This is a genomic window from Rhodococcus wratislaviensis, assembly GCF_041228765.1.
GTDB lineage: Bacteria > Actinomycetota > Actinomycetes > Mycobacteriales > Mycobacteriaceae > Rhodococcus_F > Rhodococcus_F wratislaviensis.
In genome coordinates this window covers 6,666,856-6,690,463 of the sequence record NZ_CP150488.1, presented here as the reverse complement: position 1 = coordinate 6,690,463, position 23,608 = coordinate 6,666,856, and the positions used below count along the sequence as shown (strand labels likewise).

General features: G+C 67.8%; 26 protein-coding genes. 17 read left to right on the top strand and 9 right to left on the bottom strand.

The genetic code is table 11. The features are described 5' to 3' along the window. Positions 1 to 24: 24 nt before the first annotated feature. The 6 genes from WKC72_RS30880 (at position 25) to WKC72_RS30855 (ending at position 7,178) form a co-directional block, all read left to right on the top strand. On the top strand, positions 25 to 834 hold the full coding sequence (locus WKC72_RS30880) for an NADH-quinone oxidoreductase subunit J (RefSeq protein WP_370184592.1): 810 nt from the start codon (positions 25 to 27) through the stop codon (positions 832 to 834). After that, positions 831 to 1,130, top strand: a complete 300-nt coding sequence (nuoK, locus tag WKC72_RS30875) for an NADH-quinone oxidoreductase subunit NuoK (RefSeq protein WP_005239116.1) — start codon at positions 831 to 833, stop codon at positions 1,128 to 1,130. Before WKC72_RS30880 ends, nuoK begins: the two co-directional genes overlap by 4 nt. A gap of 69 nt (positions 1,131 to 1,199) precedes the next feature. Then, a complete protein-coding gene (nuoL, locus tag WKC72_RS30870) occupies positions 1,200 to 3,092 on the top strand; it encodes an NADH-quinone oxidoreductase subunit L (protein ID WP_370180678.1) in 1,893 nt (630 codons plus the stop codon). Next, positions 3,089 to 4,660: an NADH-quinone oxidoreductase subunit M gene (locus WKC72_RS30865; RefSeq protein WP_174484671.1), complete on the top strand. Its 1,572-nt coding sequence runs from the start codon at positions 3,089 to 3,091 to the stop codon at positions 4,658 to 4,660. The genes nuoL and WKC72_RS30865 overlap by 4 nt, the downstream gene beginning before the upstream one ends. Then, positions 4,657 to 6,279 (top strand): NADH-quinone oxidoreductase subunit NuoN, encoded by a 1,623-nt coding sequence (gene nuoN, locus WKC72_RS30860; protein WP_370180677.1) that lies wholly within the window; start codon positions 4,657 to 4,659, stop codon positions 6,277 to 6,279. Before WKC72_RS30865 ends, nuoN begins: the two co-directional genes overlap by 4 nt. A 164-nt stretch (positions 6,280 to 6,443) precedes the next feature. Then, complete coding sequence (locus WKC72_RS30855) at positions 6,444 to 7,178, top strand: DUF1906 domain-containing protein (protein WP_370180676.1); 735 nt, start codon at positions 6,444 to 6,446, stop codon at positions 7,176 to 7,178. 3 nt (positions 7,179 to 7,181) lie between these two features. Here WKC72_RS30855 and WKC72_RS30850 read toward each other — a convergent pair whose 3' ends face one another. Further along, positions 7,182 to 7,685, bottom strand: a complete 504-nt coding sequence (locus tag WKC72_RS30850) for a nuclear transport factor 2 family protein (protein WP_370180675.1) — start codon at positions 7,683 to 7,685, stop codon at positions 7,182 to 7,184. 101 nt (positions 7,686 to 7,786) lie between these two features. On the opposite strand from WKC72_RS30850, the gene WKC72_RS30845 reads away from it, so the two are divergent. Beyond that, on the top strand, positions 7,787 to 7,933 hold the full coding sequence (locus WKC72_RS30845; protein ID WP_370180674.1) for a hypothetical protein: 147 nt from the start codon (positions 7,787 to 7,789) through the stop codon (positions 7,931 to 7,933). Between the two features lie 76 nt (positions 7,934 to 8,009). After that, on the top strand, positions 8,010 to 8,480 hold the full coding sequence (locus WKC72_RS30840) for a MarR family winged helix-turn-helix transcriptional regulator (protein ID WP_370180673.1): 471 nt from the start codon (positions 8,010 to 8,012) through the stop codon (positions 8,478 to 8,480). 10 nt (positions 8,481 to 8,490) lie between these two features. On the opposite strand, the gene WKC72_RS30835 is transcribed toward WKC72_RS30840, so the two are convergent. Together WKC72_RS30835 and WKC72_RS30830 are read right to left on the bottom strand one after the other, a co-directional pair. Beyond that, positions 8,491 to 8,841, bottom strand: coding sequence for a hypothetical protein (locus WKC72_RS30835; protein WP_037231615.1), 351 nt, complete (start codon positions 8,839 to 8,841; stop codon positions 8,491 to 8,493). 109 nt (positions 8,842 to 8,950) lie between these two features. Next, a complete protein-coding gene (locus tag WKC72_RS30830) occupies positions 8,951 to 9,733 on the bottom strand; it encodes a hypothetical protein (RefSeq protein WP_174484672.1) in 783 nt (260 codons plus the stop codon). Between the two features lie 318 nt (positions 9,734 to 10,051). On the opposite strand from WKC72_RS30830, the gene WKC72_RS30825 reads away from it, so the two are divergent. Next, a complete protein-coding gene (locus WKC72_RS30825) occupies positions 10,052 to 11,383 on the top strand; it encodes a mannosyltransferase (RefSeq protein WP_268791054.1) in 1,332 nt (443 codons plus the stop codon). On the opposite strand, the gene WKC72_RS30820 is transcribed toward WKC72_RS30825, so the two are convergent. After that, positions 11,331 to 11,615: a 4a-hydroxytetrahydrobiopterin dehydratase gene (locus WKC72_RS30820; RefSeq protein WP_037231622.1), complete on the bottom strand. Its 285-nt coding sequence runs from the start codon at positions 11,613 to 11,615 to the stop codon at positions 11,331 to 11,333. The genes WKC72_RS30825 and WKC72_RS30820 overlap by 53 nt on opposite strands. A 58-nt stretch (positions 11,616 to 11,673) precedes the next feature. On the opposite strand from WKC72_RS30820, the gene WKC72_RS30815 reads away from it, so the two are divergent. Next, positions 11,674 to 12,054: a (deoxy)nucleoside triphosphate pyrophosphohydrolase gene (locus WKC72_RS30815; protein ID WP_037231624.1), complete on the top strand. Its 381-nt coding sequence runs from the start codon at positions 11,674 to 11,676 to the stop codon at positions 12,052 to 12,054. 2 nt (positions 12,055 to 12,056) lie between these two features. On the opposite strand, the gene WKC72_RS30810 is transcribed toward WKC72_RS30815, so the two are convergent. Further along, the gene (locus WKC72_RS30810; RefSeq protein WP_162130660.1) at positions 12,057 to 12,224 is read right to left on the bottom strand and encodes a hypothetical protein; all 168 of its coding nucleotides are present in this window, start codon (positions 12,222 to 12,224) and stop codon (positions 12,057 to 12,059) included. Positions 12,225 to 12,567: 343 nt separating this feature from the next. Between WKC72_RS30810 and typA the strand changes: the two genes are divergently transcribed. The 6 genes from typA (at position 12,568) to WKC72_RS30780 (ending at position 19,542) form a co-directional block, all read left to right on the top strand. After that, positions 12,568 to 14,475: a translational GTPase TypA gene (typA, locus tag WKC72_RS30805; RefSeq protein ID WP_005239154.1), complete on the top strand. Its 1,908-nt coding sequence runs from the start codon at positions 12,568 to 12,570 to the stop codon at positions 14,473 to 14,475. A 122-nt stretch (positions 14,476 to 14,597) separates the two neighbouring features. Further along, the gene (locus WKC72_RS30800) at positions 14,598 to 16,418 is read left to right on the top strand and encodes an ABC transporter family substrate-binding protein (protein ID WP_370180672.1); all 1,821 of its coding nucleotides are present in this window, start codon (positions 14,598 to 14,600) and stop codon (positions 16,416 to 16,418) included. Beyond that, complete coding sequence (gene mshB / locus WKC72_RS30795; RefSeq protein ID WP_128639211.1) at positions 16,415 to 17,293, top strand: N-acetyl-1-D-myo-inositol-2-amino-2-deoxy-alpha-D-glucopyranoside deacetylase; 879 nt, start codon at positions 16,415 to 16,417, stop codon at positions 17,291 to 17,293. The genes WKC72_RS30800 and mshB overlap by 4 nt, the downstream gene beginning before the upstream one ends. Positions 17,294 to 17,392: 99 nt before the next feature. Next, positions 17,393 to 17,551 (top strand): hypothetical protein, encoded by a 159-nt coding sequence (locus tag WKC72_RS30790; RefSeq protein WP_167344029.1) that lies wholly within the window; start codon positions 17,393 to 17,395, stop codon positions 17,549 to 17,551. A gap of 14 nt (positions 17,552 to 17,565) precedes the next feature. Further along, entirely contained in the window at positions 17,566 to 17,994 is a 429-nt protein-coding gene (locus tag WKC72_RS30785) for a hypothetical protein (protein ID WP_370180671.1), read from the top strand. A 30-nt stretch (positions 17,995 to 18,024) separates the two neighbouring features. Then, a complete protein-coding gene (locus WKC72_RS30780; RefSeq protein ID WP_037231634.1) occupies positions 18,025 to 19,542 on the top strand; it encodes a catalase in 1,518 nt (505 codons plus the stop codon). On the opposite strand, the gene WKC72_RS30775 is transcribed toward WKC72_RS30780, so the two are convergent. Continuing rightward, a complete protein-coding gene (locus WKC72_RS30775; protein ID WP_037231636.1) occupies positions 19,539 to 19,916 on the bottom strand; it encodes a VOC family protein in 378 nt (125 codons plus the stop codon). The genes WKC72_RS30780 and WKC72_RS30775 overlap by 4 nt on opposite strands. A 39-nt stretch (positions 19,917 to 19,955) precedes the next feature. Between WKC72_RS30775 and WKC72_RS30770 the strand changes: the two genes are divergently transcribed. Continuing rightward, positions 19,956 to 20,789 carry a uroporphyrinogen-III synthase gene (locus WKC72_RS30770; RefSeq protein ID WP_037231639.1) on the top strand — a complete coding sequence of 278 codons (834 nt, stop codon included), beginning with the start codon at positions 19,956 to 19,958 and terminating at the stop codon, positions 20,787 to 20,789. A 65-nt stretch (positions 20,790 to 20,854) separates the two neighbouring features. Here WKC72_RS30770 and WKC72_RS30765 read toward each other — a convergent pair whose 3' ends face one another. From WKC72_RS30765 to WKC72_RS30755, 3 genes are read right to left on the bottom strand one after another with little or no spacing between them, the layout of a single operon-like run. Then, positions 20,855 to 21,568 carry a uracil-DNA glycosylase gene (locus WKC72_RS30765; RefSeq protein ID WP_112299135.1) on the bottom strand — a complete coding sequence of 238 codons (714 nt, stop codon included), beginning with the start codon at positions 21,566 to 21,568 and terminating at the stop codon, positions 20,855 to 20,857. Continuing rightward, positions 21,553 to 23,094, bottom strand: a complete 1,542-nt coding sequence (locus WKC72_RS30760) for a PH domain-containing protein (protein ID WP_370180670.1) — start codon at positions 23,092 to 23,094, stop codon at positions 21,553 to 21,555. Before WKC72_RS30760 ends, WKC72_RS30765 begins: the two co-directional genes overlap by 16 nt. Then, positions 23,091 to 23,591: a PH domain-containing protein gene (locus tag WKC72_RS30755; protein WP_112299137.1), complete on the bottom strand. Its 501-nt coding sequence runs from the start codon at positions 23,589 to 23,591 to the stop codon at positions 23,091 to 23,093. The genes WKC72_RS30760 and WKC72_RS30755 overlap by 4 nt, the downstream gene beginning before the upstream one ends. Positions 23,592 to 23,608 lie beyond the last annotated feature (17 nt).

Below are 23,608 nucleotides of genomic sequence, written 5' to 3'. Positions count from 1 at the left end.
AGGAGAGCCGACGTGGTGAACACGATGCCGTCCGCGGTCCAGCTGGTCGCGGAACCCTTCACGCAGACCTCGACGGGCGAGGGTGTGCAGTTCTGGGTCCTCGCGACCGTGGCCGTGATCGGCGCGCTCGGAGTGGTCAGCGCAACCAAGGCCGTCTACTCGGCGATCTTCCTCGCGACGACCATGATCATCCTGGCCGTGTTCTACATCGCCCAGGGCGCGCTCTTCCTCGGCGTCGTGCAGATCGTGGTCTACACCGGCGCGGTCATGATGCTGTTCCTGTTCGTGCTCATGCTCATCGGCGTCGACTCCTCCGAGTCCCTCGTGGAGAACCTCCGCGGTCAGCGGGTGGCCGCGATCGCGGCGGGACTGGGATTCGGACTCCTGCTGATCGGCGGCATCGGGAGTGCGTCCGTCTCCGCGTTCACCGGACTCGATCAGGCCAACGCGGGGGGCAACGTCGAGGGGCTCGCCGAACTCGTGTTCATCCGGTACGTGTGGGCTTTCGAACTGACCGGTGCGTTGCTGATCACGGCGACCATCGGTGCCATGGTGCTCGCCCACCGGGAGCGTTTCGAGCGGCGGAAGGAGCAGCGTGAGCTGTCCCAGGACCGCGTCCGCGAGGGTGCCCGTGTCACTCCGCTGCCCAGTCCGGGTGTGTACGCGAGGCACAACGCGGTCGACATACCGGCGTTGCTGCCCGACGGCACCTTCTCCGAGCTGTCCGTCAGCCGGTCGCTCGAACGGCGGCCGAGCCTGCCCGCCCGGGCGCTGGGCACCGCGGACGTCGCGACCCCCGAACCCGGTGCGACCGACGAGGGGAGTCGGCGATGAACCCCGAGAACTACCTCTACCTGTCGGCGCTGCTGTTCACGATCGGTGCGGCCGGGGTGCTGATCCGCCGCAACGCGATCATCGTGTTCATGTGCATCGAATTGATGCTCAACGCCTCGAATCTGGCGTTCGTGACGTTCGCCCGGATGCACGGCAACCTCGACGGTCAGGTCTTTGCGTTCTTCACGATGGTCGTCGCGGCCGCCGAGGTCGTCGTCGGTCTGGCGATCATCATGACCATCTTCCGTTCCCGCCGTTCGGCTTCCGTCGACGACGCCAACCTCCTCAAGAACTGACGGGTCCCCGATGACGCACATCCTCGAGAAGGTGACTTTGCCCGACGACGACCCGATCGGCGGTGCGGCATGAGCGGAACGCTCTCGTCGGCCGTGTGGCTACTGCCCGTTCTGCCGCTCTTCGGAGCCGCCGTGCTCCTGCTGGCGGGAAGGCGCAGCGATGCGTGGGGCCATCTCCTCGGCTGTGCGACGGCGCTGGTCTCGTTCGCGCTCGGCGTCGTCTTCTTCGTCGACATGCTGGGCCGGGACGCAGCCGAGCGGGTCGTGCACCAGACCCTGTTCAGCTGGGTGCCGGTCGGTGAACTCCAGGTGGATTTCGGTCTCCAACTCGACCAGCTGTCCGTGTGCTTCGTCCTCCTGATCACCGGGGTGGGTTCGCTGATCCACATCTATTCGGTCGGCTACATGGCGCACGATCCGGAGCGACGGCGATTCTTCGCCTACCTCAATCTGTTCCTCGCGGCGATGCTGCTGCTGGTGCTGGCCGACAACTTCCTGGGTCTGTACGTCGGGTGGGAGGGCGTCGGTCTCGCCTCGTACCTGCTCATCGGGTTCTGGCAGTACAAGCCGTCCGCGGCGGCGGCCGCGAAGAAGGCGTTCGTCGTCAACCGCGTCGGCGACATGGGACTGGTCCTCGCGATCATGATCATGTTCTCGACCTTCGGCTCGATCGAATTCGCCGACGTGTTCACGCGTGCCGACGCCGCGAGCGAGGGGGTGCTCACCGCGATCGGGCTCGCGCTGCTGCTCGCCGCCTGCGGCAAATCGGCGCAGGTCCCGTTGCAGTCCTGGCTCGGTGACGCGATGGAGGGCCCGACACCGGTGTCGGCGCTCATCCACGCCGCGACCATGGTCACGGCGGGTGTGTATCTGATCGTCCGGTCCAACGCGATCTTCGACCTGGCCCCGGGCGCCCAGCTCGCCGTCGTGATCGTCGGCGCGGTGACCCTGCTGTTCGGCGCGATCATCGGCTGCGCGAAGGACGACATCAAGAAGGCGCTGGCGGCATCCACGATGAGCCAGATCGGGTACATGGTGCTGGCCGCCGGTCTGGGGCCGGCCGGGTACGCGTTCGCGATCATGCTGCTGCTCACCCACGGCTTCTTCAAGGCCGGCCTGTTCCTCGGCGCAGGCTCGGTGATGCACGGCATGAACGACGAGGTGAACATGCGCCGCTACGGCGGTCTGCGCACCGTCATGCCGATCACGTTCGTCACGTTCGGGCTGGGATACCTGGCCATCATCGGGATTCCGCCGTTCTCCGGCTTCTTCTCGAAGGACAAGATCATCGAAGCGGCGTTCGCCGCCGAGGGCGTCCAGGGCGTCGTCCTCGGAACGGTCACGCTGCTCGGCGCGGGACTGACCGCCTTCTACATGACCAGGGTGATGCTGATGACGTTCTTCGGACGTCGCCGATGGGCGTCGGACGCCGACCCACACGAATCGCCAGGGGTGATGACGGTGCCGATGATTCTGCTCGCGGTGGGTTCGGTCGCCGCAGGCGCCCTACTCGCGGTCGGCTCCTCCCTGCAGCACTGGCTGGAACCGGTCGTCGGCGCCCACCACGGCGAGCCCGCCCTGCCCGTGTGGGCGATCACCGTACTCACTCTGGTGGTGGTGCTCGCGGGAGTCGCGGTGGCCTACCGGCAGTACGCCGGGCAGCCGATCCCCGAGGTCGCGCCGGCGGAGGTCACCGCGTTCACCGTCGCGGCCCGCAAGGACCTGTACGGCGATGCGTTCAACGAGGCGGCGCTGATGCGTCCCGGGCAGGAGCTGACGCGAACACTCGTGACCGTCGACGGCAGGGGAGTCGACGGTGCCGTCAACGGGTTCGCCGCGCTCGTCGGCGGCACGTCGATGCGGGTGCGGCGCCTGCAGACCGGGTTCGTCCGGTCGTACGCGCTGTTCATGTTCGCCGGTGCGGCCCTTCTGGTCGCCACGATGCTGGTGAGGCTGTGGTGAGCGGCTTCCCGTGGCTGACCGCCCTCTGGGTGCTGCCACTCGTCGGCGCCGGTGTGGTCCTGGCATTGCCCGTCCACAAGCGCGCGCTCGCGAAATCCGTCGCCGTGGGCGTGTCCGTGGTGGTGCTGTGCCTGGCAGTCGTGCTGGCGATCCGGTTCGATCCGACCGGCGAGCAGTACCAGTTCGTGGAATCGCACGCCTGGATCCCGGCGTTCGGCACCCGGTACATCCTGGGCCTCGACGGCATCGCGCTCGTCCTGGTACTCCTCACCACCGTTCTGGTGCCGCTGCTGTTGCTCGCGGGGTGGAACGACGGTGACACCGCGCCCGACTACGGGCAGCGGCGGATGGCCCACACCTACGTGGCGCTGACGCTGATGGTCGAGGCGATGGTGATCGTGTCGTTCACCGCTCTCGACGTCCTGCTCTTCTACATCTTCTTCGAGGCCATGCTCATCCCGATGTACTTCCTGATCGGAGGATTCGGTGGGGCGGGGAGAACGTACGCCGCGGTGAAGTTCCTGCTCTACAACCTGTTCGGCGGCCTGATCATGCTGGCCGCGGTCATCGGGGTGTACGTGGTGACGGCGCGTCAGGACGCCTTCGGCGGCGGCACCTTCGACTTCCGGGTGATCGTCGCCGAAGGGCTGGACGCCGACCCCGGCGTGCTGAAGGCACTGTTCCTCGGGTTCATGTTCGCGTTCGCGGTCAAGGCGCCGTTGTGGCCGTTCCACACGTGGCTGCCGGGCGCCGCGGTGGAAGCCACCCCGGCCAGCGCGGTGCTCATGATGGCCGTCGTCGACAAGGTCGGGACGTTCGGCATGCTGCGCTACTGCCTGCAGATGTTCCCCGAGGCGTCGGCGTACTTCGCGCCGTTCGTCACGGTGCTGGCGGTGATCGGAATCATCTACGGCGCGGTGCTGGCCATCGGCCAGACCGACGTGATGCGACTGATCGCCTACACGTCGATCTCGCACTTCGGGTTCATCATTCTCGGCATCTTCGCCATGACCAGCCAGGGACAGGCCGGATCGACGCTGTACATGGTCAACCACGGCATCTCGACCGCGGCGCTGTTCCTGATCGCGGGGTTCCTGGTGTCCCGGCGCGGCACCCGCCTCATCGCCGACTACGGCGGCGTGCAGAAGGTGGCGCCGGTGATGGCGGGCACGTTCCTCGTGGCGGGGCTCGCCACGCTGTCGCTGCCGGGCCTGGCGCCGTTCATCAGTGAGTTCCTCGTCCTGGTCGGCACGTTCTCGCGCTACCAGATCGCTGCCGTGGTCGCGACTTTCGCGCTCGTCCTCGCCGCGATCTACGTGCTGTGGCTCTATCAGCGGATGATGACCGGGCCGCTGAAGGAGGGCAACGAGACCGTCCGCGACCTCGTGCGCCGTGAGATCGCGGTCGTGGCGCCGCTGATCGCCCTGCTGCTCGTCCTCGGCGTCTACCCCAAGCCCGTGCTGGACGTCATCACCCCCGCGGTGAGCCACGTCCTCGTCACCGTCGGTCAGCACGATCCTGCACCCACAGTCGCCGGGCAGGACCCAGAGGGAGGCACACACCGATGAGTACCTCCGAACTGCTACTCGCCCAGTCCACGACGTTGCGTGCGCCGGACATCGAATACGGTCAGCTGGCACCCATGTTGATCGTGTTCGGCGTGGCGGTCGCCGGCGTGCTCGTCGAGGCGTTCCTGCCCCGGCGCGGCCGCTACTCCAGCCATCTCGTACTCGCGCTCGGGGGACTCACCGCCGCGTTCGTGGCCGTCGTCATGCTCGCCGGGACCAGCGACTCCGCTGTCGGGGGCGCGGTGGCCGTCGACGGTCCGACGCTGTTCCTCCAGGGAACCATCCTGCTGATCTCGATCCCCGCGATCCTGCTCATCGCCGAGCGGAGCGTCGACAGCGGGGTCGGCGCGGCGACCGCGGAGGTCACGGCCGCGAGTGCAGCCGAGCCGGAAGGCGGAACCGACGCCTTCACCCCGCAGGCGTTCGCCGTCCCCGGCAGCGTCGCCGAACGGGAGGCCACCAAGAACGCCCCGGGGCATACCGAGGTCTTTCCCCTCACTCTGTTCGCGGTCGGCGGGATGCTCCTGTTCCCGGCATCCAACGACCTCCTCACGATGTTCGTGGCGCTCGAGGTGCTCTCGCTGCCGCTGTACCTGCTGTGTGGGCTGGCGCGGCGTCGTCGTCTCCTCTCGCAGGAGGCGGCGCTCAAATACTTTCTGCTCGGGGCGTTCTCGTCGGCGTTCTTCCTGTTCGGGGTGGCGTTGCTGTACGGCTACGCCGGCACGGTCGAGTTGCCGCGGATCGGCGACGCGCTCGCCCGGGGCACCGACGACAAGACGCTGGCGCTGATCGGTACCGCGCTCCTGTCGGTGGGCCTGCTGTTCAAGATCGGCGCCGTCCCGTTCCACTCGTGGATTCCCGACGTCTACCAGGGTGCGCCGACGCCGATCACCGCGTTCATGGCGGCGGCCACCAAGGTCGCGGCAGTGGGTGCGATGCTGCGCATCTTCTACGTGGCACTGCCCGACCTGCGCGCGGACTGGCGGCCCGTGATGTGGGGCGTCGCCATCCTCACCATGGTGGTCGGTGCGGTCATGGCGGTCACGCAGAACGACGTCAAGCGGATGCTCGCGTACTCGTCGGTCGCGCACGCCGGGTTCATCCTCACCGGTCTGATCGCGGCCAACCGGGCGGGTCTGTCGTCCACGATGTTCTATCTCCTGGCGTACGGATTCAGCACGCTCGGCGCGTTCGCCGTCGTCACCCTGGTGCGGGACAGCCGGGGCGAGGCGACGGACCTGTCGCGCTGGGCGGGGCTGGGGCGGCGTTCGCCACTGGTGGGTGGCGTCTTCGCGCTGTTCCTGCTGGCGTTCGCCGGAATCCCCTTGACGAGTGGGTTCGTCAGCAAGTTCGCGGTCTTCCAGGCCGCCATCGAGGGCGGTGCCGTTCCGCTCGTCCTCGTCGGTGTCGTCAGCAGCGCGATCGCGGCGTTCTTCTACGTCCGCGTCATCGTCCTGATGTTCTTCTCGGAGCCGCAGAGCGACGCCCCGACGATCGTGGTGCCCAGCATGTTCACCGCCGCGGCCATCGCGGTCGGAGTGGTGGTGACGGTGGTGCTCGGAATCCTGCCGCAGGGTGCACTCGATCTCGCGGACCAGGCTGCGGTGTTCTTCCGCTGACTCGGGGCGCTGCCGGTTCGGTGCGGGTCCCGAGTGCCCGATGTGACGGATGTAGTCCAAGTGGCTGGCGGGACCCGTGTGAGTGTGGTGGAATGCAAACCGGACAACATACCGACTGAGCGAGAGTGAATGTCGGAGACACGCCGGAGCGCGACCGATCGGATATGGGGGCCACAGTGCAGATTTCTCGACGAGACCTGTTCCGGTACGCGGCAGCGGGATCCGCCGTGGCCGGGATCGCGGCGCTCACGTCCACCACGGCCTCGGTCGCCGTCGCGAAGGCGGACAGCCTAGGCATCCTGATCGACTACGCCGGTGGGGTGCCGTCGGCGGACGCCATCCTCGAGGCCGGCTATGCCGGCGCCATCCGCTACGTGTCCGACCGCCGTCCCGGCGCCGAATGGATGGAAGGCAAGCCGATGCTCGCCGACGAGGCGCAGGCGTTGCTCGACGCCGGACTGTCGGTCGTCTCGTGCTACCAGTTCGGCAAGGGGCCGACGGCCGATTGGCGCGGCGGGCTCGAGGCGGGGAAGCGGCACGCGGAGCGCGGACTCGAATTGCACCTCGCTGCAGGCGGTTCCGAGGACCGGCCCATCTACGCGTCCATCGACGACAATCCCACGCCCGCCGATTTCCTGACCATGATCGCCCCGTATCTCGCCGGGTGGGAGTCGGTGGTCGGCAAGGCCAATACCGGTATCTACGCCAATTCCAAGACGCTGGATCTGGCGGTCCTCGCCGGGCTCGGGTCGTGGTACTGGCAGCACGACTGGGGCACGCAGGAGGGGTACGTCCACCCGTCGGCGCACCTGCATCAGTACGAGATCGATGCGAGCAACGTCGACGGGGTGGGCATCGACCTCAACGACATTCTGAAGCCCGACTACGGGCAGTGGTGACGGCTAGGCCGCCGGTTGCCCGCCCATCCTCGAGAGCCACTCCCGGGCGTCGTCAGGTAGCCTGCCGACGGCTTCCGCTGCGCGGCACCACTTCTTGGCCGCGGCGAGGAAATTAATCGGGTTGTACGCGTCTTCCTCGCGCGACCACAGGTTGTCGCCGGCGTAGTGCAGGATCGTGATGTTGGCTGCGGCGTGTTCCGAACCGTCGCCGGGATCCTCCATGGGGTTGTCTATCTCGCAGATCACCCATCCGCGGTCCTCGTCGATCACGTACCAGTTCGCCGGGAACGAGGTCATCCGGCTGCCGGGGAAGGCCGACATGGTCCGCGTGACCCATGTCCGAATGGCCTCGCGTCCGTCGAAGTCTCCGAAGGCGTGCTCGACGTACGTGGCGTCCTCCGTGAAGAGGTCGGCGAAGCCGTTCCAGTCCCCGAGTTCGACGCAGCGGCTGACGGTCCGCTGGTAGTGCGCGAAGGCCTCTTCGAGCTCGGCACGACTCCACGGCATGTGTGCATCCCTTCTCTCGTCCGGCGCCCCGATTGTGAGCGCCTCGCAAAATAAGAACACGTTTCAGTTCGAGTGTGGGGCGTTTTCCGGTGGATGGGAGTGTGAAACGCTCCGCGAGGCAACTCCGATTACCTGTTGTCACTCTTTTCACTCTGAACCCGGAGGTTCACCCGATGGAACTGCTGGTCAATTTCGTGTACACCGTCGCCTCGGTCCTCTACACCGCGCTGTTCGTCAACGGATCCTGATGAAAAATGTGCACACTACACACTATGTGTATGGTGCACAATAATGCCTCGGGCAGAATGACGGTAACCAGGGGAGGTGTCGGTGTCCGAACGCGACGAGGTGGCGGCAGATGTCGAGAACGAATTGACATTGCTGTCGCGCTATCACGCCCATGCGCAACGGGCGGGATTCCAACTCGACCGTTCCGCCTACCTCCTCCTCGGACGTCTGGAACTGGAACATCCGCTCAGCCTCAAACAGCTTGCCGAGGCATTCCAGCTCGACATCTCGACGATCAACCGGCAGATCGGCGCCCTGCTGAAGCGCGGGCTCGTCGATCGCGTCCCCGACCCGGACGGGGGAATGGCCCGCAAGGTCGAGGCCACCGCGCTGGGGCTCGAGCAGCTTCACGCCGACCGGGCGCTGGGCCGAAAAGGAGTCGAGCGAATCATCGCCGAGTGGAGCGACCACGACCGGGACGAGCTGCGGCGGCTGCTGACGAAGTTCAACGGCGAGATCGAGAAGTACGACGGCAACTCCTGGCCGCGCGCCGGACGGACGTCCTGACCGGACCGCGTCAGGACTGGACGTGCGCGGTCGCGTCCCGGGCGAGGTCCGGTTCCTCGGCGATGACCGTGAGGTGAGGGTGTTCCGGCGGCGAGTCGTGCCACCCCTTCCACGACATCAGGGACCACCGCGACAGCCCCGACAGCGCAGACCCGAGGCTGGCGAACGAGCCGGTGCTCAGTGCCGAGCCGGCCGACCCGACCGACCCGATGGAGAGCACCGAGCCGACACTCCCGATGGACAGGATGGAGTAGGCGGAACCGATCGAGAGGATCGATCCCTCCGAACGGATCGACAGTATGGAACGCCGGGCGTGTCGCGATCGCAGTGAGTGGTCTGGTGTGTGGTGCGTCGAGGGCATCCCTCGGTCTACCACGGTGGTGCCGTCGGCAAACAGAGAAGCGGTGCAGACATGAGCGAAGGGCCCTTCCGGAAAAATCCGGAAGGGCCCTTCGCTCAGCTGTGGAGAGTTACGCGACCTGGAACATGCCGACGGTGGGGAGGAAGCTGCACGTGATCGGCGCGGCGCCTTCCTTCTGCGTGGTCAGTCCGCCCGACACGACCGCGAGGACGCGACCCGGGCCGGTGTCCGCGATCGCCGACAGGGTTGCCGGTCCGTCGGGGTTGATCTTGGCCTCGTTGGTGAGGTTCTGGGTGGCGCGCCGCTGGTTGTCCAGGTTGATCCACGTCACGGTCAGTGGATTGGGCTGTTCGGCGGCAACGGAACTGGTTCCGAGGGCGGTGAACACGAAACCGGCCTGACCTGCCTTGGGTCCGGGCGGGGGCAGCTGGGCGGGACCGGGGACCGCGAGTGCGGTGCCCACGGAGTCGGCGCCCTCTCCGATGCAGCCCTTGCCGATGGTCGGGTAGAGGAACTGCGCGATGACGGGTGCGTTCTCCTGCGGGATCTCGGGTCCGCCGCCGCCACTGCCGTCGAGGAACGTGATGACGCGCTCGAGGGTGGACTTGAGCTCGGGCGGGATTCCGGGGGCCTCGAGAAGGTTGCGGGCCTGGTCCAGGATCGCGTCCTGAGGTCCTGCTGCGATGTCCTCGGTACCAGCGGCTGCGCCGATGATCGCGGGTGCGAACGATGCGAGCATCTCCACGGGGATGCCTTCGGGCACGGGCGGCGGCGTCGGCTGCGCACTCGCCTGGGCCGGCACTGCCATAGCGGCTGCTGCGGCAACAGCGAGAGCAGTCACTGCTCTGCGCATACCTCGGGTTCGAAGCACAGTCTCCCCATCCTTAGTCATAACAGCGTGGACGACAACTCAATCCACGTCTGACGGCTCGGGGGGTCACTCTATGTACAGCGCCCCCGGGTTGTACAGCTCACGAGTTCGTTCACCGATAGCTGCGGCATCCCGGTGGGAGTGTATGGCATACAGACCCCGACGGTGATCTTCCGGTGACCATAGCTTGTGGCACGTGTGGTTCGTGTGATTGGTGATGCAACTGTTACGCGCGGCTACGGACACCTCGGGGGCCGCGGAGGGCGCCGTCTACGCTGTGCGGGACCGTTTCGGGATCGGCTGAGACATCTACACACCTCACGGGGAGAGCGCCACACTGTGTCCGACCATGCAGCGTCCGACGACGGAGCAGCCTCCGACGACCCGTCCTCCGAGCGTTCTCCCGCGTCCCGGGGAGCGTCCGCCCTGCACGGCTTGTTGCGGTGCGCGCCTGTGCTTCTCGTGTTGTCGGTGCTCGGGCGCATGGCGTGGACGCTGTTGAGTCCCAACGGGATGAACCTCGTCGACCTGCACGTCTACGTCGACGGTTCCGAGGCGCTCCGTGGTGGCAGTCTCTACGACTTCACCTATTCGGAAGTGACACCGGACTTTCCGCTGCCGTTCACCTACCCACCATTCGCCGCGCTGGTCTTCTTTCCCCTGCATTACCTGCCGTTCCCGCTGGTCGGGGTCGGCTGGCAACTGCTCACGATCCTCGCCCTGTACGCGCTGGCGCGAATGAGCCTGGGGCTCGTGCTCGGTGACGCCGCGCACAGCCCGCACTGGCGGGCGGTCGCGGTGCTGTGGACCACGGTGGGGGTGTGGGTGGAACCGGTGCGCACCACGCTGGACTACGGCCAGATCAACGTGTTCCTCGCGCTGCTCGTGATGACCGCGGTCCGCAGCTCCCGGTGGTGGCTGTCCGGTGCGCTCGTCGGTTTCGCCGCCGGGATCAAATTGACCCCGGCGATCACCGGCCTCTACTTCCTGATGCAGCGCCGGTGGAAGGCCGCGGTCTTCTCGGGTGTCGCGTTCGCCGCGACCGTCGGAGTCAGTTACCTCCTGATCGGCTCGGAGGCGCGGGAGTACTTCACCCACCTGCTCGGTGACGCCGATCGCATCGGGCCGGTCGGCTCGGTGTGGAATCAGTCCCTGCGCGGCGCGTTGTCGCGGCTGCTCGGGTACGACGTCGAGACGGGCGTCCTCTGGATGTTTGCCGTGGCGGTCACGGTGGTCCTCGCCGTCCTGGCCTGGCGGGCGATCGCCCGGGACGATCGGCTCGGCACCCTCGTCATCGTCGAGTTGCTGGGGCTGCTCGTCTCACCGATCTCGTGGTCGCACCACTGGGTGTGGGTCATTCCGATGCTGATCTGGTTGCTGCACGGCCCCTACGGATCGATGCTGGGCACCCGGATCCTCGCCGGATACTGGCTCGTCACCACCCTCATCGGCGTGCCGTGGGTTCTCAGCTTCTTCCAGGACTCGATCTGGCTGATCTCCCGGCCCGCGGTACTCGCGTGGCTGGGCACGGTCGACGTCGTCGGCGCATTCGGTGTCTACGCCTGGGTGGCCTACGCCGGACGCCGAACACAGCGTGCCGCCGCGGTCACCGGCACGATCAGCCCGCCAGTGCGTCGATCTGCGCAGCAAGATCCAGATCCAGCTGCGTGAGCCCGCCGGCGGAATGCGTCGACAGCGTGTAGGTGACCTTGCGCCACCTGATGTCGATGTCCGGATGGTGGTTCGCGGCCTCCGCCGCCTCCGCGACCTTCCCGACCAGCTCGACGGCGTCGGGGAAACTCGGCGACTCGACGGTGCGGACGAGGGAATCACCCGCCCGCCGCCACCCGGGCAGTTCTGCGAGCGCGGTGTCGATCTCTCCGTCTGACAGCAACTCGGCCATACCCCATGATGGTGCGGTGCCAGTGGAACGTGCAAGGCCTGCCGACCACACCGGAGAGGTGGTGGCGGCCGCGATCATCGTCGACGGCCGGCTGTTGCTCGCGCAGCGGACGCGGCCCCCGGAACTCGCGGGACAGTGGGAGCTGCCCGGGGGCAAGGCGGAGGCGGGGGAGACCGCCGACGACGCGCTGCGCCGCGAACTGCGAGAAGAGCTCGGGGTCGAGGTGTCGGGCGGCGACCGGATCGGTGAGGACGTGCCGCTGCCCGACGGCCGGGTGCTCCGCGCGTACCGGGTCGAACTGGTGTCGGGAACGCCCGTCGCACTCGATCACGCGGAACTGCGGTGGGTGGACGGACGGGAACTGGGGGAGATCGACCTCGTCGGCAACGACCGCGGGTGGGTGCCGGACCTGCGGCTGCACTTGAAAGGGTGGGGCTGACCTCAGGCTGCGCGGGCCTTCTTGAGCCCCTTCTTCAGTTCCTTCTTGGAAGCGCCCTCGTTCTCGAGCTTCTTCATGCGCATGATGACCACCGGGCACTTGATGCAGCGCGTCTTGCTGCGGCAGCACTTCTTCTTCGGTTTGAGACCCGAGACCTTGCTGGCCTTCACCTTGCCCATACTCGGCGCGGCCTTCCTACTACGGTGAACACCGGTATCCGCCGGCTCCACCCAGGTTAGCGTCCCCTCAGCTTTCGGCCCCGATCCACACCCGAGACAGGCCGAATTCGACGTGGCGCAGATCACTTTACGCTGGTCGGGCAGGCCCCGGGCGGCCGGCGATGCGCGAAGTAGGCGCTCGGGCGGGTAGTATTCACGTGGCCGCGATGCCTGCACTGGGCGATTTACCATCGCCTCGACGAGGATTCTGAATCGAGATGACAAGGCGGCCGCCAGAAAGCCGTGCGAGGGAACTTTCGCGTGGCCGAATCAACTCAGCCAGGAGAGCCACCGCGTGACCATCACCAGCTTCCGTAACGTTGCCATCGTCGCACACGTCGACCACGGCAAGACCACCCTCGTCGACGCCATGTTGCGCCAGTCGGGGGCATTCGAGGAGCGCGCCGAACTGGTCGATCGCGTCATGGACTCCGGCGACCTCGAACGCGAGAAGGGCATCACCATCCTCGCGAAGAACACCGCCGTCCACAAGCATCACGGTGACGGCAGTGTCACGGTCATCAACGTCATCGACACCCCCGGTCACGCCGACTTCGGTGGCGAGGTCGAGCGCGGCCTGTCCATGGTCGACGGTGTCGTCCTGCTCGTCGACGCGTCCGAGGGTCCGCTGCCGCAGACCCGCTTCGTGCTGCGCAAGGCGCTCGCCGCGTCGCTGCCCGTCATCCTGGTGGTCAACAAGACCGACCGGCCCGACGCCCGCATCGAAGAGGTCGTCTCCGAGAGCCACGACCTGCTGCTCGACCTGGCCTCCGACCTCGACGACGAGGCCGCGGAAGCCGCCGAGCTCGCCCTCGACCTTCCCGTTCTGTACGCCTCCGGCCGCGAGGGCAAGGCGTCCAAGGTTCAGCCCGAGAACGGTCACGCACCGGACGCCGAGAACCTCGACGCCCTGTTCGAGGTGCTCCTCAACTACGTGCCCGCGCCCAAGGGCAACGTCGACGCGCCGCTGCAGGCTCACGTCACCAACCTCGACGCCTCCGCGTTCCTCGGCCGCCTCGCGCTGGTCCGTATCCACAACGGCGAGCTGACCAAGGGTCAGACCGTCTCCTGGTGCCGCGAGGTGGACGGCGAGCCCGTCGTCACCAAGGCCAAGATCACCGAACTGCTCGCCACCAAGGGCGTCGAGCGTCAGCCCGCCGAGAAGGCCGTCGCCGGTGACATCGTCGCCGTCGCCGGTTTCCCCGACATCATGATCGGCGACACCCTCGCCGACCTGGAGAACCCGGTCCCGCTGCCGCGGATCACCGTCGACCAGCCCGCCATCTCGGTGACCATCGGCACCAACACCTCGCCGCTCGTCGGCCGGGTCAGCGGACACAAGCTGACCGCCCGCATGGTGAAGTCGCGTCTCGACCAGGAACTCGTCGGCAACGTCTCGCTCAAGGTTCTCGACATCGGTCGCCCCGACGCCTGGGAGGTCCAGGGCCGTGGTGAGCTCGCGCTCGCCATCCTGGTCGAGCAGATGCGCCGCGAGGGCTTCGAGCTGACCGTCGGCAAGCCGCAGGTGGTCACCCGTCAGGTCGACGGCAAGGTGCACGAGCCCTTCGAAGAGCTCACCATCGACAGCCCCGAGGAGTACCTCGGCGCCATCACCCAGCTCCTCGCCAACCGCAAGGGCAAGATGGTGCAGATGGCCAACCACGGCGCGGGCTGGGTCCGGATGGAGTTCATCGTTCCCTCGCGTGGCCTGATCGGCTTCCGCACCGACTTCCTCACCGAGACCCGCGGCACCGGCATCGCGAACGCCGTCTTCCACGGCTACGCGCCGTGGGCCGGCGAGATCCGCGCCCGCCACACCGGCTCGCTCGTCTCGGACCGCACCGGTTCGGTCACCCCGTTCGCGATGATCCAGCTCGCCGATCGCGGAACGTTCTTCGTCGAGCCCGGCGCCGACACCTACGAGGGCATGGTCGTGGGCATCAACCCGCGCCAGGAGGACCTCGACATCAACGTCACCCGCGAGAAGAAGCTGACCAACATGCGTCAGTCCTCCGCCGACGTGATGGAGACTCTCGCCAAGCCCATCAAGCTCGAGCTCGAAGGCGCGATGGAGTTCTGCGCCGGCGACGAGTGCGTGGAGGTCACCCCGGAGGTCGTGCGCGTGCGCAAGGTGCACCTGTCGGCCACCGACCGTGCCCGTGAGCGTTCGCGTTCCAAGGCCCGCGACAAGGCGGCCCTGTAGTCGGCTCGTCCGACCACGTCAGACACAACCGGGCGGATGTACCTTCGGTCGATCGGCGACCGAAGGTACATTCGCTCGTGGGTTTCCGGAGCCTTCCGGTCTCTCTGAGGAAAGGCGGCGCGGTGGTTGCTGGGGGTCGACTCGAGAGAGTTCGAGGAGTGCGGGGCCGAAGGCGTGGGAACGGTGCGGCAGTGACCGCGCTCCTGCTCGCAGTGTCGACGGCGATGCTCACGTCGTGCACCGCCGATCCGCCCCCGCCGGTCGAGAGCACCGACAGCCCCAAGCCGACGGTGTCGCCGACCGAGAAGCAGCCCGTCGTCGTGGCCATCGACGACGTGGGCAGCGGTTTCAACCCGCACCTCCTGTCGGACCAGTCGCCGGCGAATTCCGCGGTCAGCGCACTCGTGCTGCCGAGCCCGTTCCGGCCGGTGCCCGATCCCGCCCGCCCGGGCGGAAGCAACTGGATTCCCGACTCCTCGCTCGTGGTCTCCGCGGACGTCACGTCGCAGGAGCCGTTCACCGTCACGTACCAGCTGCGGAACGAGGCGCAGTGGTCCGACGGTGCGCCCATCGCCGCCGAGGACTTCCGTTACCTGTGGCAGCAGATGATCAGTGCCCCCGGCGTGGTCGACCCCGCCGGCTACGAACTGATCGAGGACGTCAGGTCGTCCGGTGGCGGCAAGACGGTCAGCGTCGTGATGAAGGCCGCCTATCCGGCGTGGCGTGAACTCTTCACCGACCTGCTGCCGTCACATCTCATCAAGGATTCTCCCGGTGGCTTTGCGACCGGACTGTCCGAGAACATCCCGGTGTCCGGCGGGCACTTCCACATCAAGTCGATCGACCGCGGACGCGACGAGATCCTGCTCGAACGCAACGACCGGTTCTGGGACAAGCCGGCAACTCCCGACCAGATCCTGATGCGCCGCGACGGCACGCCGTCGCAGCTCGCCGACTCGATGCGCAACAACGACACCCAGATCGTCCAGATTCACGGGGGCACAGCCACTTCCGCCCAGCTCGCGGCGATCCCCACGGTGCGGACCGGTGCGTCGTTCCAGCCGCGCGGACTCGACCTCACACTGAACGGCCGGGTTCCCGAACTCGCGGACGTCCGGGTGCGGAAGAGCCTGCTGGAGCTGCTGGACACCGAACTGCTCGCCGTCGTCGGCGCCGGCAGCGAGGCGGCGGCGGTCCCGGCACGCTCGCAGGTCTACGCCCCCTCCGATCCCGGTTACACCGCCACCGCCCCCGCGCGGCCGAGCCGCGAACAGGTGCTGGCGCAGCTGGCCGAATACGGATACGTCGCCGAAACACCCACGGACACCGTCGTTCCCGCAGGCGCGGCCCCGTCCACCCGGCTCGTCCGCGCCGACGTCCCGCTGACGCTCGTCATCGGGACACCCGAGGGTGACGACACCGCGAGTGCGGTCGCCAACACGGCAGCCGACCAGTTGCGCGGCGCCGGCGTCGACGCCACCGTGACGTCCCTGCCCGCCGAGGAGCTGTACGGGGAGTCGCTGAGCAAGGGCGACATCGGAGCAGTCGTCGGATGGTCGCGCGCCGGGTCCGACCCCGCCACGGCGCTCGCGTCCCGTCACAGCTGTCCGCCCGCAGTGGTCGCGGCAACTCAGCAGAACACCGAAACCACCGGCCCGGAACGGGATGCGGTCTCGGAAGCCGAGGCCCCGTCGAACCTGTCGGGAGTCTGCGACCCCACCCTGCAGCCGTCCATCGACGCCGCGCTGCGTGGGGTCGGCGATGTGCCGCAGGCTCTCGCCGACGCCGACCGCAAACTCTGGGATCTGGCTGCGGTGCTGCCGATCATGCAGGACCGCACGCTGGTCGCGGCGGGACCGGGTGTCGACGGGGTGTCGCTGTCGGGCGCCGTGCCGGTCGGAATATTCAGTGACGCAGCGGACTGGAGCAGGATCAAGGAATGAGTGAGCGGCGACTTCTGCTGGTCCATGCCCATCCCGACGACGAGACCCTCACCACCGGCGGCACCATCGCGCGCTACGCCGCCGAGGGTGCCGACGTTCACGTCCTGACGTGCACGCTCGGCGAGGAAGGCGAGGTGATCGGCGAGGAGTGGGCGCAGCTGGTCGCGGACGCCGCGGATCAGCTCGGTGGGTTCCGGATCGGCGAGCTGACGTCCGCGCTGTCGTGTCTCGGTGCGGGAAGGCCGCGGTTCCTCCTGGGGGCGGGGCACTTCCGTGATTCCGGCATGGCGGGCACGGCGTCGGCGGCCGATCCGCGCGCCTTCGTCAACGCAGACCTCGACTCCGTGACGGCTGCGATGGTGGCGGTCATCCGGGAACTGCGGCCGCACGTCGTGGTCACCTACGACCCCGACGGCGGGTACGGGCACCCCGACCACATCCAGGTGCACACGATCACCACCGCGGCCGTCGAGGCGGCGGGTTCGGCGCGGTACCCGGACCGCGGTGAACCGTGGGACGTCGCGAAGCTGTACTGGACGGTGACCGAGGCGAGCGCGCTCGAGTCGGGAATCTGCCGAATCGGCGACATCCCCGACGGCTGGCGGCTGCCGGAGCCCGGCGAATTGCCGAGCGTCCCGGACACCGATGTGACGACGGTGATCGACGTGCGGGGCGTGCTCGACGCGAAGACGAAAGCGCTGTCGGCGCACGCCACCCAGGTGACGGTGGCGCCGAGCGGTACCGAGTACGCGCTCTCCAACGACATCGCGCAGCCGATCCTGGCGGAGGAGCATTTCGTGCTGGTCCGCGGCGCCGCCGGGGATCGGGACGCCGACGGCAGGGAGCGGGACCTCTTCGCCGGCATCGGTCACTGACCGCAGGTATCTGTGACGAGGGTTGCGTATTACACTGTGGCCCACGTCACGCAGCGGCCCCGGTCGAGTCCGTGTGACACCCGTCAGGAGAGGCGATAGATGTACAACTGGGATGTTCAGAACGCCATCGTCGCGTTCGTCGATACGCTCCGGCCGTCGTGGCCGGCCCAGCACGACCTGTACTACGGCGTGCTGTACGGATTCGCCGACATGCAGAGCCATTTGCTGACCCTGCTGGGCTACCCGCCCGTCGCCTGATCCACTATTGACACATGACCGTCGGCACCGCAGCGAAACCCGGGCACCTCGATGTTCTGGGGAGGGTCACCCTCGCGCTGCTGGTGTTCGACGGTTTTCTGTGCGCCGTCCTCTCGGTGCTCTTCCTGCCGACCTACCTCGGCGCCACACCGTTTCCGATCAGCATCCTCGCCGCCGCGGTCGCGAACCTGGCGCTGGTGATCGCTGCCCGGTCGACGACCGGCCGGGTGGGGACGGGAGTGTTGCCGCTCGCGGGGTGGGGGTTCGGGTTTCTGCTCTGCATGTTCGGCGGTCCGGGCGGCGACGTGCTCCTGCTCGCGTCCGTCTGGACCCTCCTGCTCGTGTTCGGCTCCCTGGTCCCGGCGGCGGTTTACCTGTGGAAAGTCAGCGCGAAGGCGGCCTTCGGATCTGTTTCGCCGTCGGTGGGCGAGGGTACGCGGTAGCCACCAGCAGCCTGCTGAAGGAGCATCGCGATGGCAGATCAGAACTTCACGACCGACGACGCCGGCATCCCGGTATCGAGTGACGAACATTCGCTCACCATCGGGACGGACGGGCCCATCCTCCTCCAGGATCACTACCTGATCGAGAAGATGGCGCAGTTCAACCGCGAACGCGTTGCGGAGCGGCAACCGCACGCGAAGGGAGGCGGGGCGTTCGGACGGTTCGAAGTCACCGAGGACGTCTCCGCCTACACGAAGGCCGACCTCTTCCAGCCCGGAAAGAAAACGGATCTGCTGATCAGGTTCTCATCCGTGGCCGGTGAGCGCGGTAGCCCCGACACGTGGCGCGACCCACGCGGATTCGCGGTCAAGTTCTACACCGACCAGGGCAACTACGACATGGTCGGGAACAACACGCCCGTCTTCTTCATGCGCGACCCGATGAAGTTCCAGGACTTCATCCGGTCGCAGAAGCGGCGTGCCGACAACAACCTCCGCGACCACGACATGCAGTGGGACTTCTGGACGTTGTCCCCGGAGTCGGCTCACCAGGTCACGTGGCTCATGGGCGACCGCGGCATCCCGCGCACCTGGCGGCACATGAACGGCTACTCCAGCCACACGTACATGTGGGTGAACGCCGCGGGTGACAAGTTCTGGGTGAAGTACCACTTCAAGACCGACCAGGGCATCGAGTTCTTCACGCAGCACGAGGGCGACCAGATGGCGTCCATGGACACCGATTACCACACGCGAGACCTGTGGGAGCACATCGAGGGCGGCCAGTACCCGAGCTGGACCTTGAACATGCAGATCATGCCGTTCGAGGATGCCGACGACTACCGGTTCAACCCGTTCGACCTCACCAAGGTGTGGCCGCACAGCGACTACCCGCTGATCCCCGTCGGCAGGATGACGCTCGACCGCAACCCCACCGACTACCACTGTGAGATCGAGCAGGCCGCGTTCGAGCCCAGCAACCTGGTCCCCGGCATCGGCCCGAGCCCGGACAAGATGCTCATCGGCCGGCTGTTCTCCTACCCGGACGCCCACCGTTACCGGATCGGAGCGAACTACAAGGAGCTGCCCGTCAACAGGCCGCACGTGCCCGTCCGCTCGTACTCGAAGGACGGCAACATGCGCCACCACAACCCCGGGGATCCGGTCTACGTGCCGAATTCCAAGGGCGGCCCGCACGCCGACCCGTCGCAGGTCGGGGAGACCGCCACCTGGTACAGCGCCGGCGACATGGTCCGCTCGCCCTACGCGCTCCACAGGGACGACGACGACTGGGGTCAGGCCGGGACGATGGTCCGGGAAGTGCTCGACGACGCCGCCCGTGACCGCTTGGTGGACAACATCGTCGGCCATCTGCTGAACGGCGTCAGCGAACCCGTCCTGGCGAAGGCGTTCGAGTACTGGCGCAACGTCGACAAGACCCTCGGCGATCGGATCGCCGACGGGGTCGGGAAGAAACAGTCGGAGACCGACCCGAAGGCGGGCGAACAGGCCAATGCGGCGCGCAGCAGCGCGCAGGCGAAGGCCTAACGCTCGAACGCCACCGGGTGCCGAGGCTGGTACAGCATCATCTCGCCCGCCCCGGGAATCTTCAGGGACGTGGTGAGGCCGTACCCGTCGTCGCGGATTCCGCGGGTGAACTCGGCGCCCTTGGCTTCGAGTTCCGCGACGGTCGACTCGATGTCGTCGCACATCAGGGAGATTTCGTGGTGCGGCCGAGTCGACCACGGCTCACCGCCCCGCTCGTCCGAGGTGGGGTGCACACCCATCTCGGACGGTCCGGTGCGGAAAATCAGCCAGCCGCCGCCGGCATCGACGTGTGACCAGCCGAGCACGTCGCGGAAGAAGTCGCGGGCCGCCTCGGCGTCGTCGGCGTAGACCAGTGTGTGCACAGCGGTGATCATGTGGGCAGCTTAGTTTCATTCGTCCGTCACACTGGGGGAATGTCGAATGACGAACTGTCCGGACTGACCATCGCCGTCACCGCCGAACGCCGGGCCGCCGAGTTCATCACCCTGCTCGAACGGCACGGCGCCGCCATCGTCCACACACCGGCGATCCACGTGCTGCCGCTCGTCGACGACTCCGATCTGCGGTCCCGTACCGCCGACATCATCGCGTCGCCGCCGGACCTCCTCGTCGTCAGCACCGCCGTCGGATTCCGGGGGTGGCTGGACGCGGCGCGGGCCTGGGACGAGGAGGACGCACTGCTCGCCGCCCTGCGGTCGGCGCGGATCATCACCCGCGGTCCCAAGGCGAAGGGCGCCGTCCGCGGCGTCGGCCTGCGCGAGGAGTGGTCACCGGAGACGGAATCGTCCGAGGAGGTGCACGAACACCTCGTCGCGGAGGGTGTGCGTGGTTTGCGCGTCGCCGTCCAGTTGCACGGCACCATCACCGAATGGGAACCGATGACCGACCTCAGCGTCTCCCTCGCCGGCGCCGGGGCCGAGACCACGGCCGTGTCGGTGTACCGGTGGATCAGACCCGAGAACCAGCAGCCGCTGCTGACACTGCTGGATCAGATCATCCGAGCCGAGGTCGACGCCGTCACCTTCACCAGCGCGCCCGCCGTGTCGTCCCTCCTCAGCACCGCGAAGGACACCGACCGAGTGGAGGCCCTCCTGCACGCGTTCCACGGTCCGGTCGCGCCCGTCTGCGTCGGCTCGGTGACGGCCTCGCCCCTCACCGCCCTCGGCGTCGACACCATGCAGCCCGCCCGCCCGCGGCTGGGCAGCATGGCCAAATACATCATCGAGGAACTCCCGAACCGGCGGTAGCCCGACGAACGGGACGGTCGTTGCGTCAGATCGAACGGGCGTCCCGTTCGTCCGGGGTGGGGGAATCACCCGATCAGCCCGGCGACATGGGCGGCGTCGGACAGCACCGACTCGAGCATGGCGGGGGTGAGCCGGCCGGTGAAGGTGTTCTGCTGGCTGACGTGGTAGCAGCCGAACAGGTGCAGGGGACGGTCGGCGCCGGGGAGTTCGACGTGCGCGCCGTGCCCGAACTTGGGTCGAGGCCGGGGGACGGCCCAGCCGGCGTCGTCGAGGACGGGGAGCAGCGACTGCCAGCCGAATCCGCCGAGCACGATCACCGACCGCAGGTGGGGTCGCAGGATGCGCAGTTCGGCGTCGAGCCAGTGGCGGCAGGTGTCGCGTTCGCCGGGGGTGGGTTTGTTCGCGGGCGGCGCGCAGTGCACCGGGGACGTGATGCGGACGCCGAACAGCTCGAGGCCGTCGCCGATATGGGTGGCGGTGGGCTGGCTCGCGAGTCCCACGGCGTGGAGTGCGGCGTAGAGGAAATCGCCGCTGCGGTCGCCGGTGAACATGCGCCCGGTGCGGTTCGCGCCGTGGGCGGCGGGGGCGAGACCGACGATCAGCAGGGACGCATCAGGTGGACCGAACCCGGGAACCGGACGGCCCCAATAGGTTTCGTCGCGGAACGACGCGCGCTTCTCCCGTGCGACCGTCTCCCGCCATTCGACGAGGCGGGGGCAGGCTCGGCATTCGATCAGCTGGGCGTCGAGACCGGCGATGTCGGTCAGCGCCGCGCCCACACGTCACCTCCGCCGGGTGTCACCGACTCGACGAGCGACCACGCCCGATCGGCGGGCAGGTCGATCACCAGGTATTTTCCGGTGCCCGCGGGAGTGGCGGCGATGACGGTCGCCACCCCGGCCCGCCGTTGGAAGAACGTCTGACGGACGGTCCACCCGATGATCCCGTCGGCTTCGAGACTGTCCCGGGCGCGGTCGAGGGAGCCGCTGCGGGTGATCAGCCACCCCGGCAGCACCGCATGGCCGAGGCCGCGGTACCGGTCCCAGGCCAGCACCACGCCGCCGACGGCGAGCGCGACGATCGCGGCCCACGCGGCCCAGAACACGGGCCGATCGAGGATCACGAAGACCAGGGCGACGGCGAGCGCGATCTCGGCGGGGATCAGGGCCCGCGTGTAACGCCGTCGCTGGGCGACCGGCCCGTGCGGGGTGAGCGGCACCGCGGCCTGACGGTGGTCGCCGATGACGGTGGCCATCACCCGCTCCGCTTCCGCGTGCGGAGCCTGGGGGAGCAGGAGTGAGGACTCCCGCCTCTCGGCGCTGACGCCGGTCATGACGGCATCCAGTCGGGCGCCGCCCGCGAACCGGAGGAGGAGCGGCTCCTTGAGGGTCGTCCCGCGCAGGCGGGCGCGATCCAGGGTGGTCTGGCGGGTCTTCAGCAGACCGTGGCTGACGTGCAGGGTGCGGCCGTTGTCCGTCAGCGTCATGTTGCCGTACGTCAGGAGGTACCGGATGCAGGCCAGCGCGCTGGCGGCGATCAGGAGGACGACGATCCCGACGACGACCGCGATGGCGATCCCGATGCGCTCGGCCGATTCGATGCCCTCGGCCACCGTCGACGAGCGGGCGATCTTCGCGCCGATTCCGTACTGGAACGCGAGACCGACGATCGCCGCGATGGTCACCACGCCGGTCACCGAGAACGGGGCGTAGCGGACCCAGGCCGGTGTCCAGTGGCCGATCTCGGTGACCGCGGGCTCCTGCGTGACAGCGGTCTGCTCGACGTCGGTGGGGGGCCGGCGGGCGAGCAGAGCGGCCCGCAGGTCGGGAACCAGCCCGGTGGAGAGGGCGTTGAGTTCGAACTTCGCCGCGTCGGGTTTGGAACCCACTTGCTGCCCGGTGCCGATCCGCACGATCGACAGTCCGAGCAGGCGATGCAGGACCCCCGCCTCCACGTCGACGGATCGGATGCGGTTGCGTGGTACCGACAGCAGGCGTTTGCGGAACAGGCCCTGCCGCAGTTGCACGTGGACCGGGCCGATGCGGTAGCTCGTCGTGAACCACCGCGAGATGCCGAACACCACGAACGCGACGACGGCGACGAGACTCCACACATGGTTGCCGCTCTGGGTGCCGATCACCAGCGAAATCAGCAACACGGGCAGAAGTTTGACGATCTCGTTGACAGGGTGGACGAGGAGCATCCGGCGGTCCAGGCGCAACCAGGGCTGTTCCTCCTCGGCGGCGACCGCGGCCTCGCCGTGCGCGATGGGCGGAGCGATTCCCGGTTCCGGTGCCGCACTCATGTGGCGTCACCGACATTGGTGCCCGCGATCTCGGTGAGCCGCGCGACGGTGCGGTCGGCGGTGTCCTGATCGAGCGCGGAGATCTTGACGGCACCGGCGGACGACGCCGTGGTGACGGTGACGGTCGCCAGCCCCAGCATCCGGTCGATGGGCCCGCGTTCGGTGTCGACGGTCTGGATGCGGGAGATGGGCGCGATGCGTCGTTCCTGGGTGAACCAGCCGCTGCGGGTGTAGACCGCGGTGTCGCTGATCTCCCAGCGGTGCACCCGGTACCGCCACAGCGGGACGACGGCGACGTGGAGGATCGCGAGCACGATTGTTACCGCGAGGACCGTGACGTGCACCCACACGGGCCACCAGTGGAAGACGAGAGCGACGGCCTGCACGACGAAGAGCGGAAGCCAGAGGAGGGCGGCGTTGATCGCCCACAGTTGCTTGGCCTTGGGGCTCGGCCGCCACAGCGGGTCTGCCATCGTGACGGTGGTGGGCACACTCATGCCCCCACTTTGGCCGT

Coding starts and splice junctions, on each gene's coding strand:
- nuoN (WP_370180677.1), top strand. CDS start 4,657: ATGAGTACCTCCGAACTGCTACTCGCCCAGTCCACGACGTTGCGTGCG.
- WKC72_RS30880 (WP_370184592.1), top strand. CDS start 25: ATGCCGTCCGCGGTCCAGCTGGTCGCGGAACCCTTCACGCAGACCTCG.
- WKC72_RS30830 (WP_174484672.1), bottom strand. CDS start 9,733: ATGACTAAGGATGGGGAGACTGTGCTTCGAACCCGAGGTATGCGCAGA.
- WKC72_RS30780 (WP_037231634.1), top strand. CDS start 18,025: ATGGCAGATCAGAACTTCACGACCGACGACGCCGGCATCCCGGTATCG.
- WKC72_RS30855 (WP_370180676.1), top strand. CDS start 6,444: ATGGGGGCCACAGTGCAGATTTCTCGACGAGACCTGTTCCGGTACGCG.
- WKC72_RS30850 (WP_370180675.1), bottom strand. CDS start 7,685: ATGCCGTGGAGTCGTGCCGAGCTCGAAGAGGCCTTCGCGCACTACCAG.
- nuoK (WP_005239116.1), top strand. CDS start 831: ATGAACCCCGAGAACTACCTCTACCTGTCGGCGCTGCTGTTCACGATC.
- WKC72_RS30835 (WP_037231615.1), bottom strand. CDS start 8,841: ATGCCCTCGACGCACCACACACCAGACCACTCACTGCGATCGCGACAC.
- mshB (WP_128639211.1), top strand. CDS start 16,415: ATGAGTGAGCGGCGACTTCTGCTGGTCCATGCCCATCCCGACGACGAG.
- WKC72_RS30770 (WP_037231639.1), top strand. CDS start 19,956: ATGTCGAATGACGAACTGTCCGGACTGACCATCGCCGTCACCGCCGAA.
- WKC72_RS30790 (WP_167344029.1), top strand. CDS start 17,393: ATGTACAACTGGGATGTTCAGAACGCCATCGTCGCGTTCGTCGATACG.
- WKC72_RS30760 (WP_370180670.1), bottom strand. CDS start 23,094: ATGAGTGCGGCACCGGAACCGGGAATCGCTCCGCCCATCGCGCACGGC.
- WKC72_RS30785 (WP_370180671.1), top strand. CDS start 17,566: ATGACCGTCGGCACCGCAGCGAAACCCGGGCACCTCGATGTTCTGGGG.
- nuoL (WP_370180678.1), top strand. CDS start 1,200: ATGAGCGGAACGCTCTCGTCGGCCGTGTGGCTACTGCCCGTTCTGCCG.
- WKC72_RS30820 (WP_037231622.1), bottom strand. CDS start 11,615: ATGGCCGAGTTGCTGTCAGACGGAGAGATCGACACCGCGCTCGCAGAA.
- WKC72_RS30775 (WP_037231636.1), bottom strand. CDS start 19,916: ATGATCACCGCTGTGCACACACTGGTCTACGCCGACGACGCCGAGGCG.
- WKC72_RS30755 (WP_112299137.1), bottom strand. CDS start 23,591: ATGAGTGTGCCCACCACCGTCACGATGGCAGACCCGCTGTGGCGGCCG.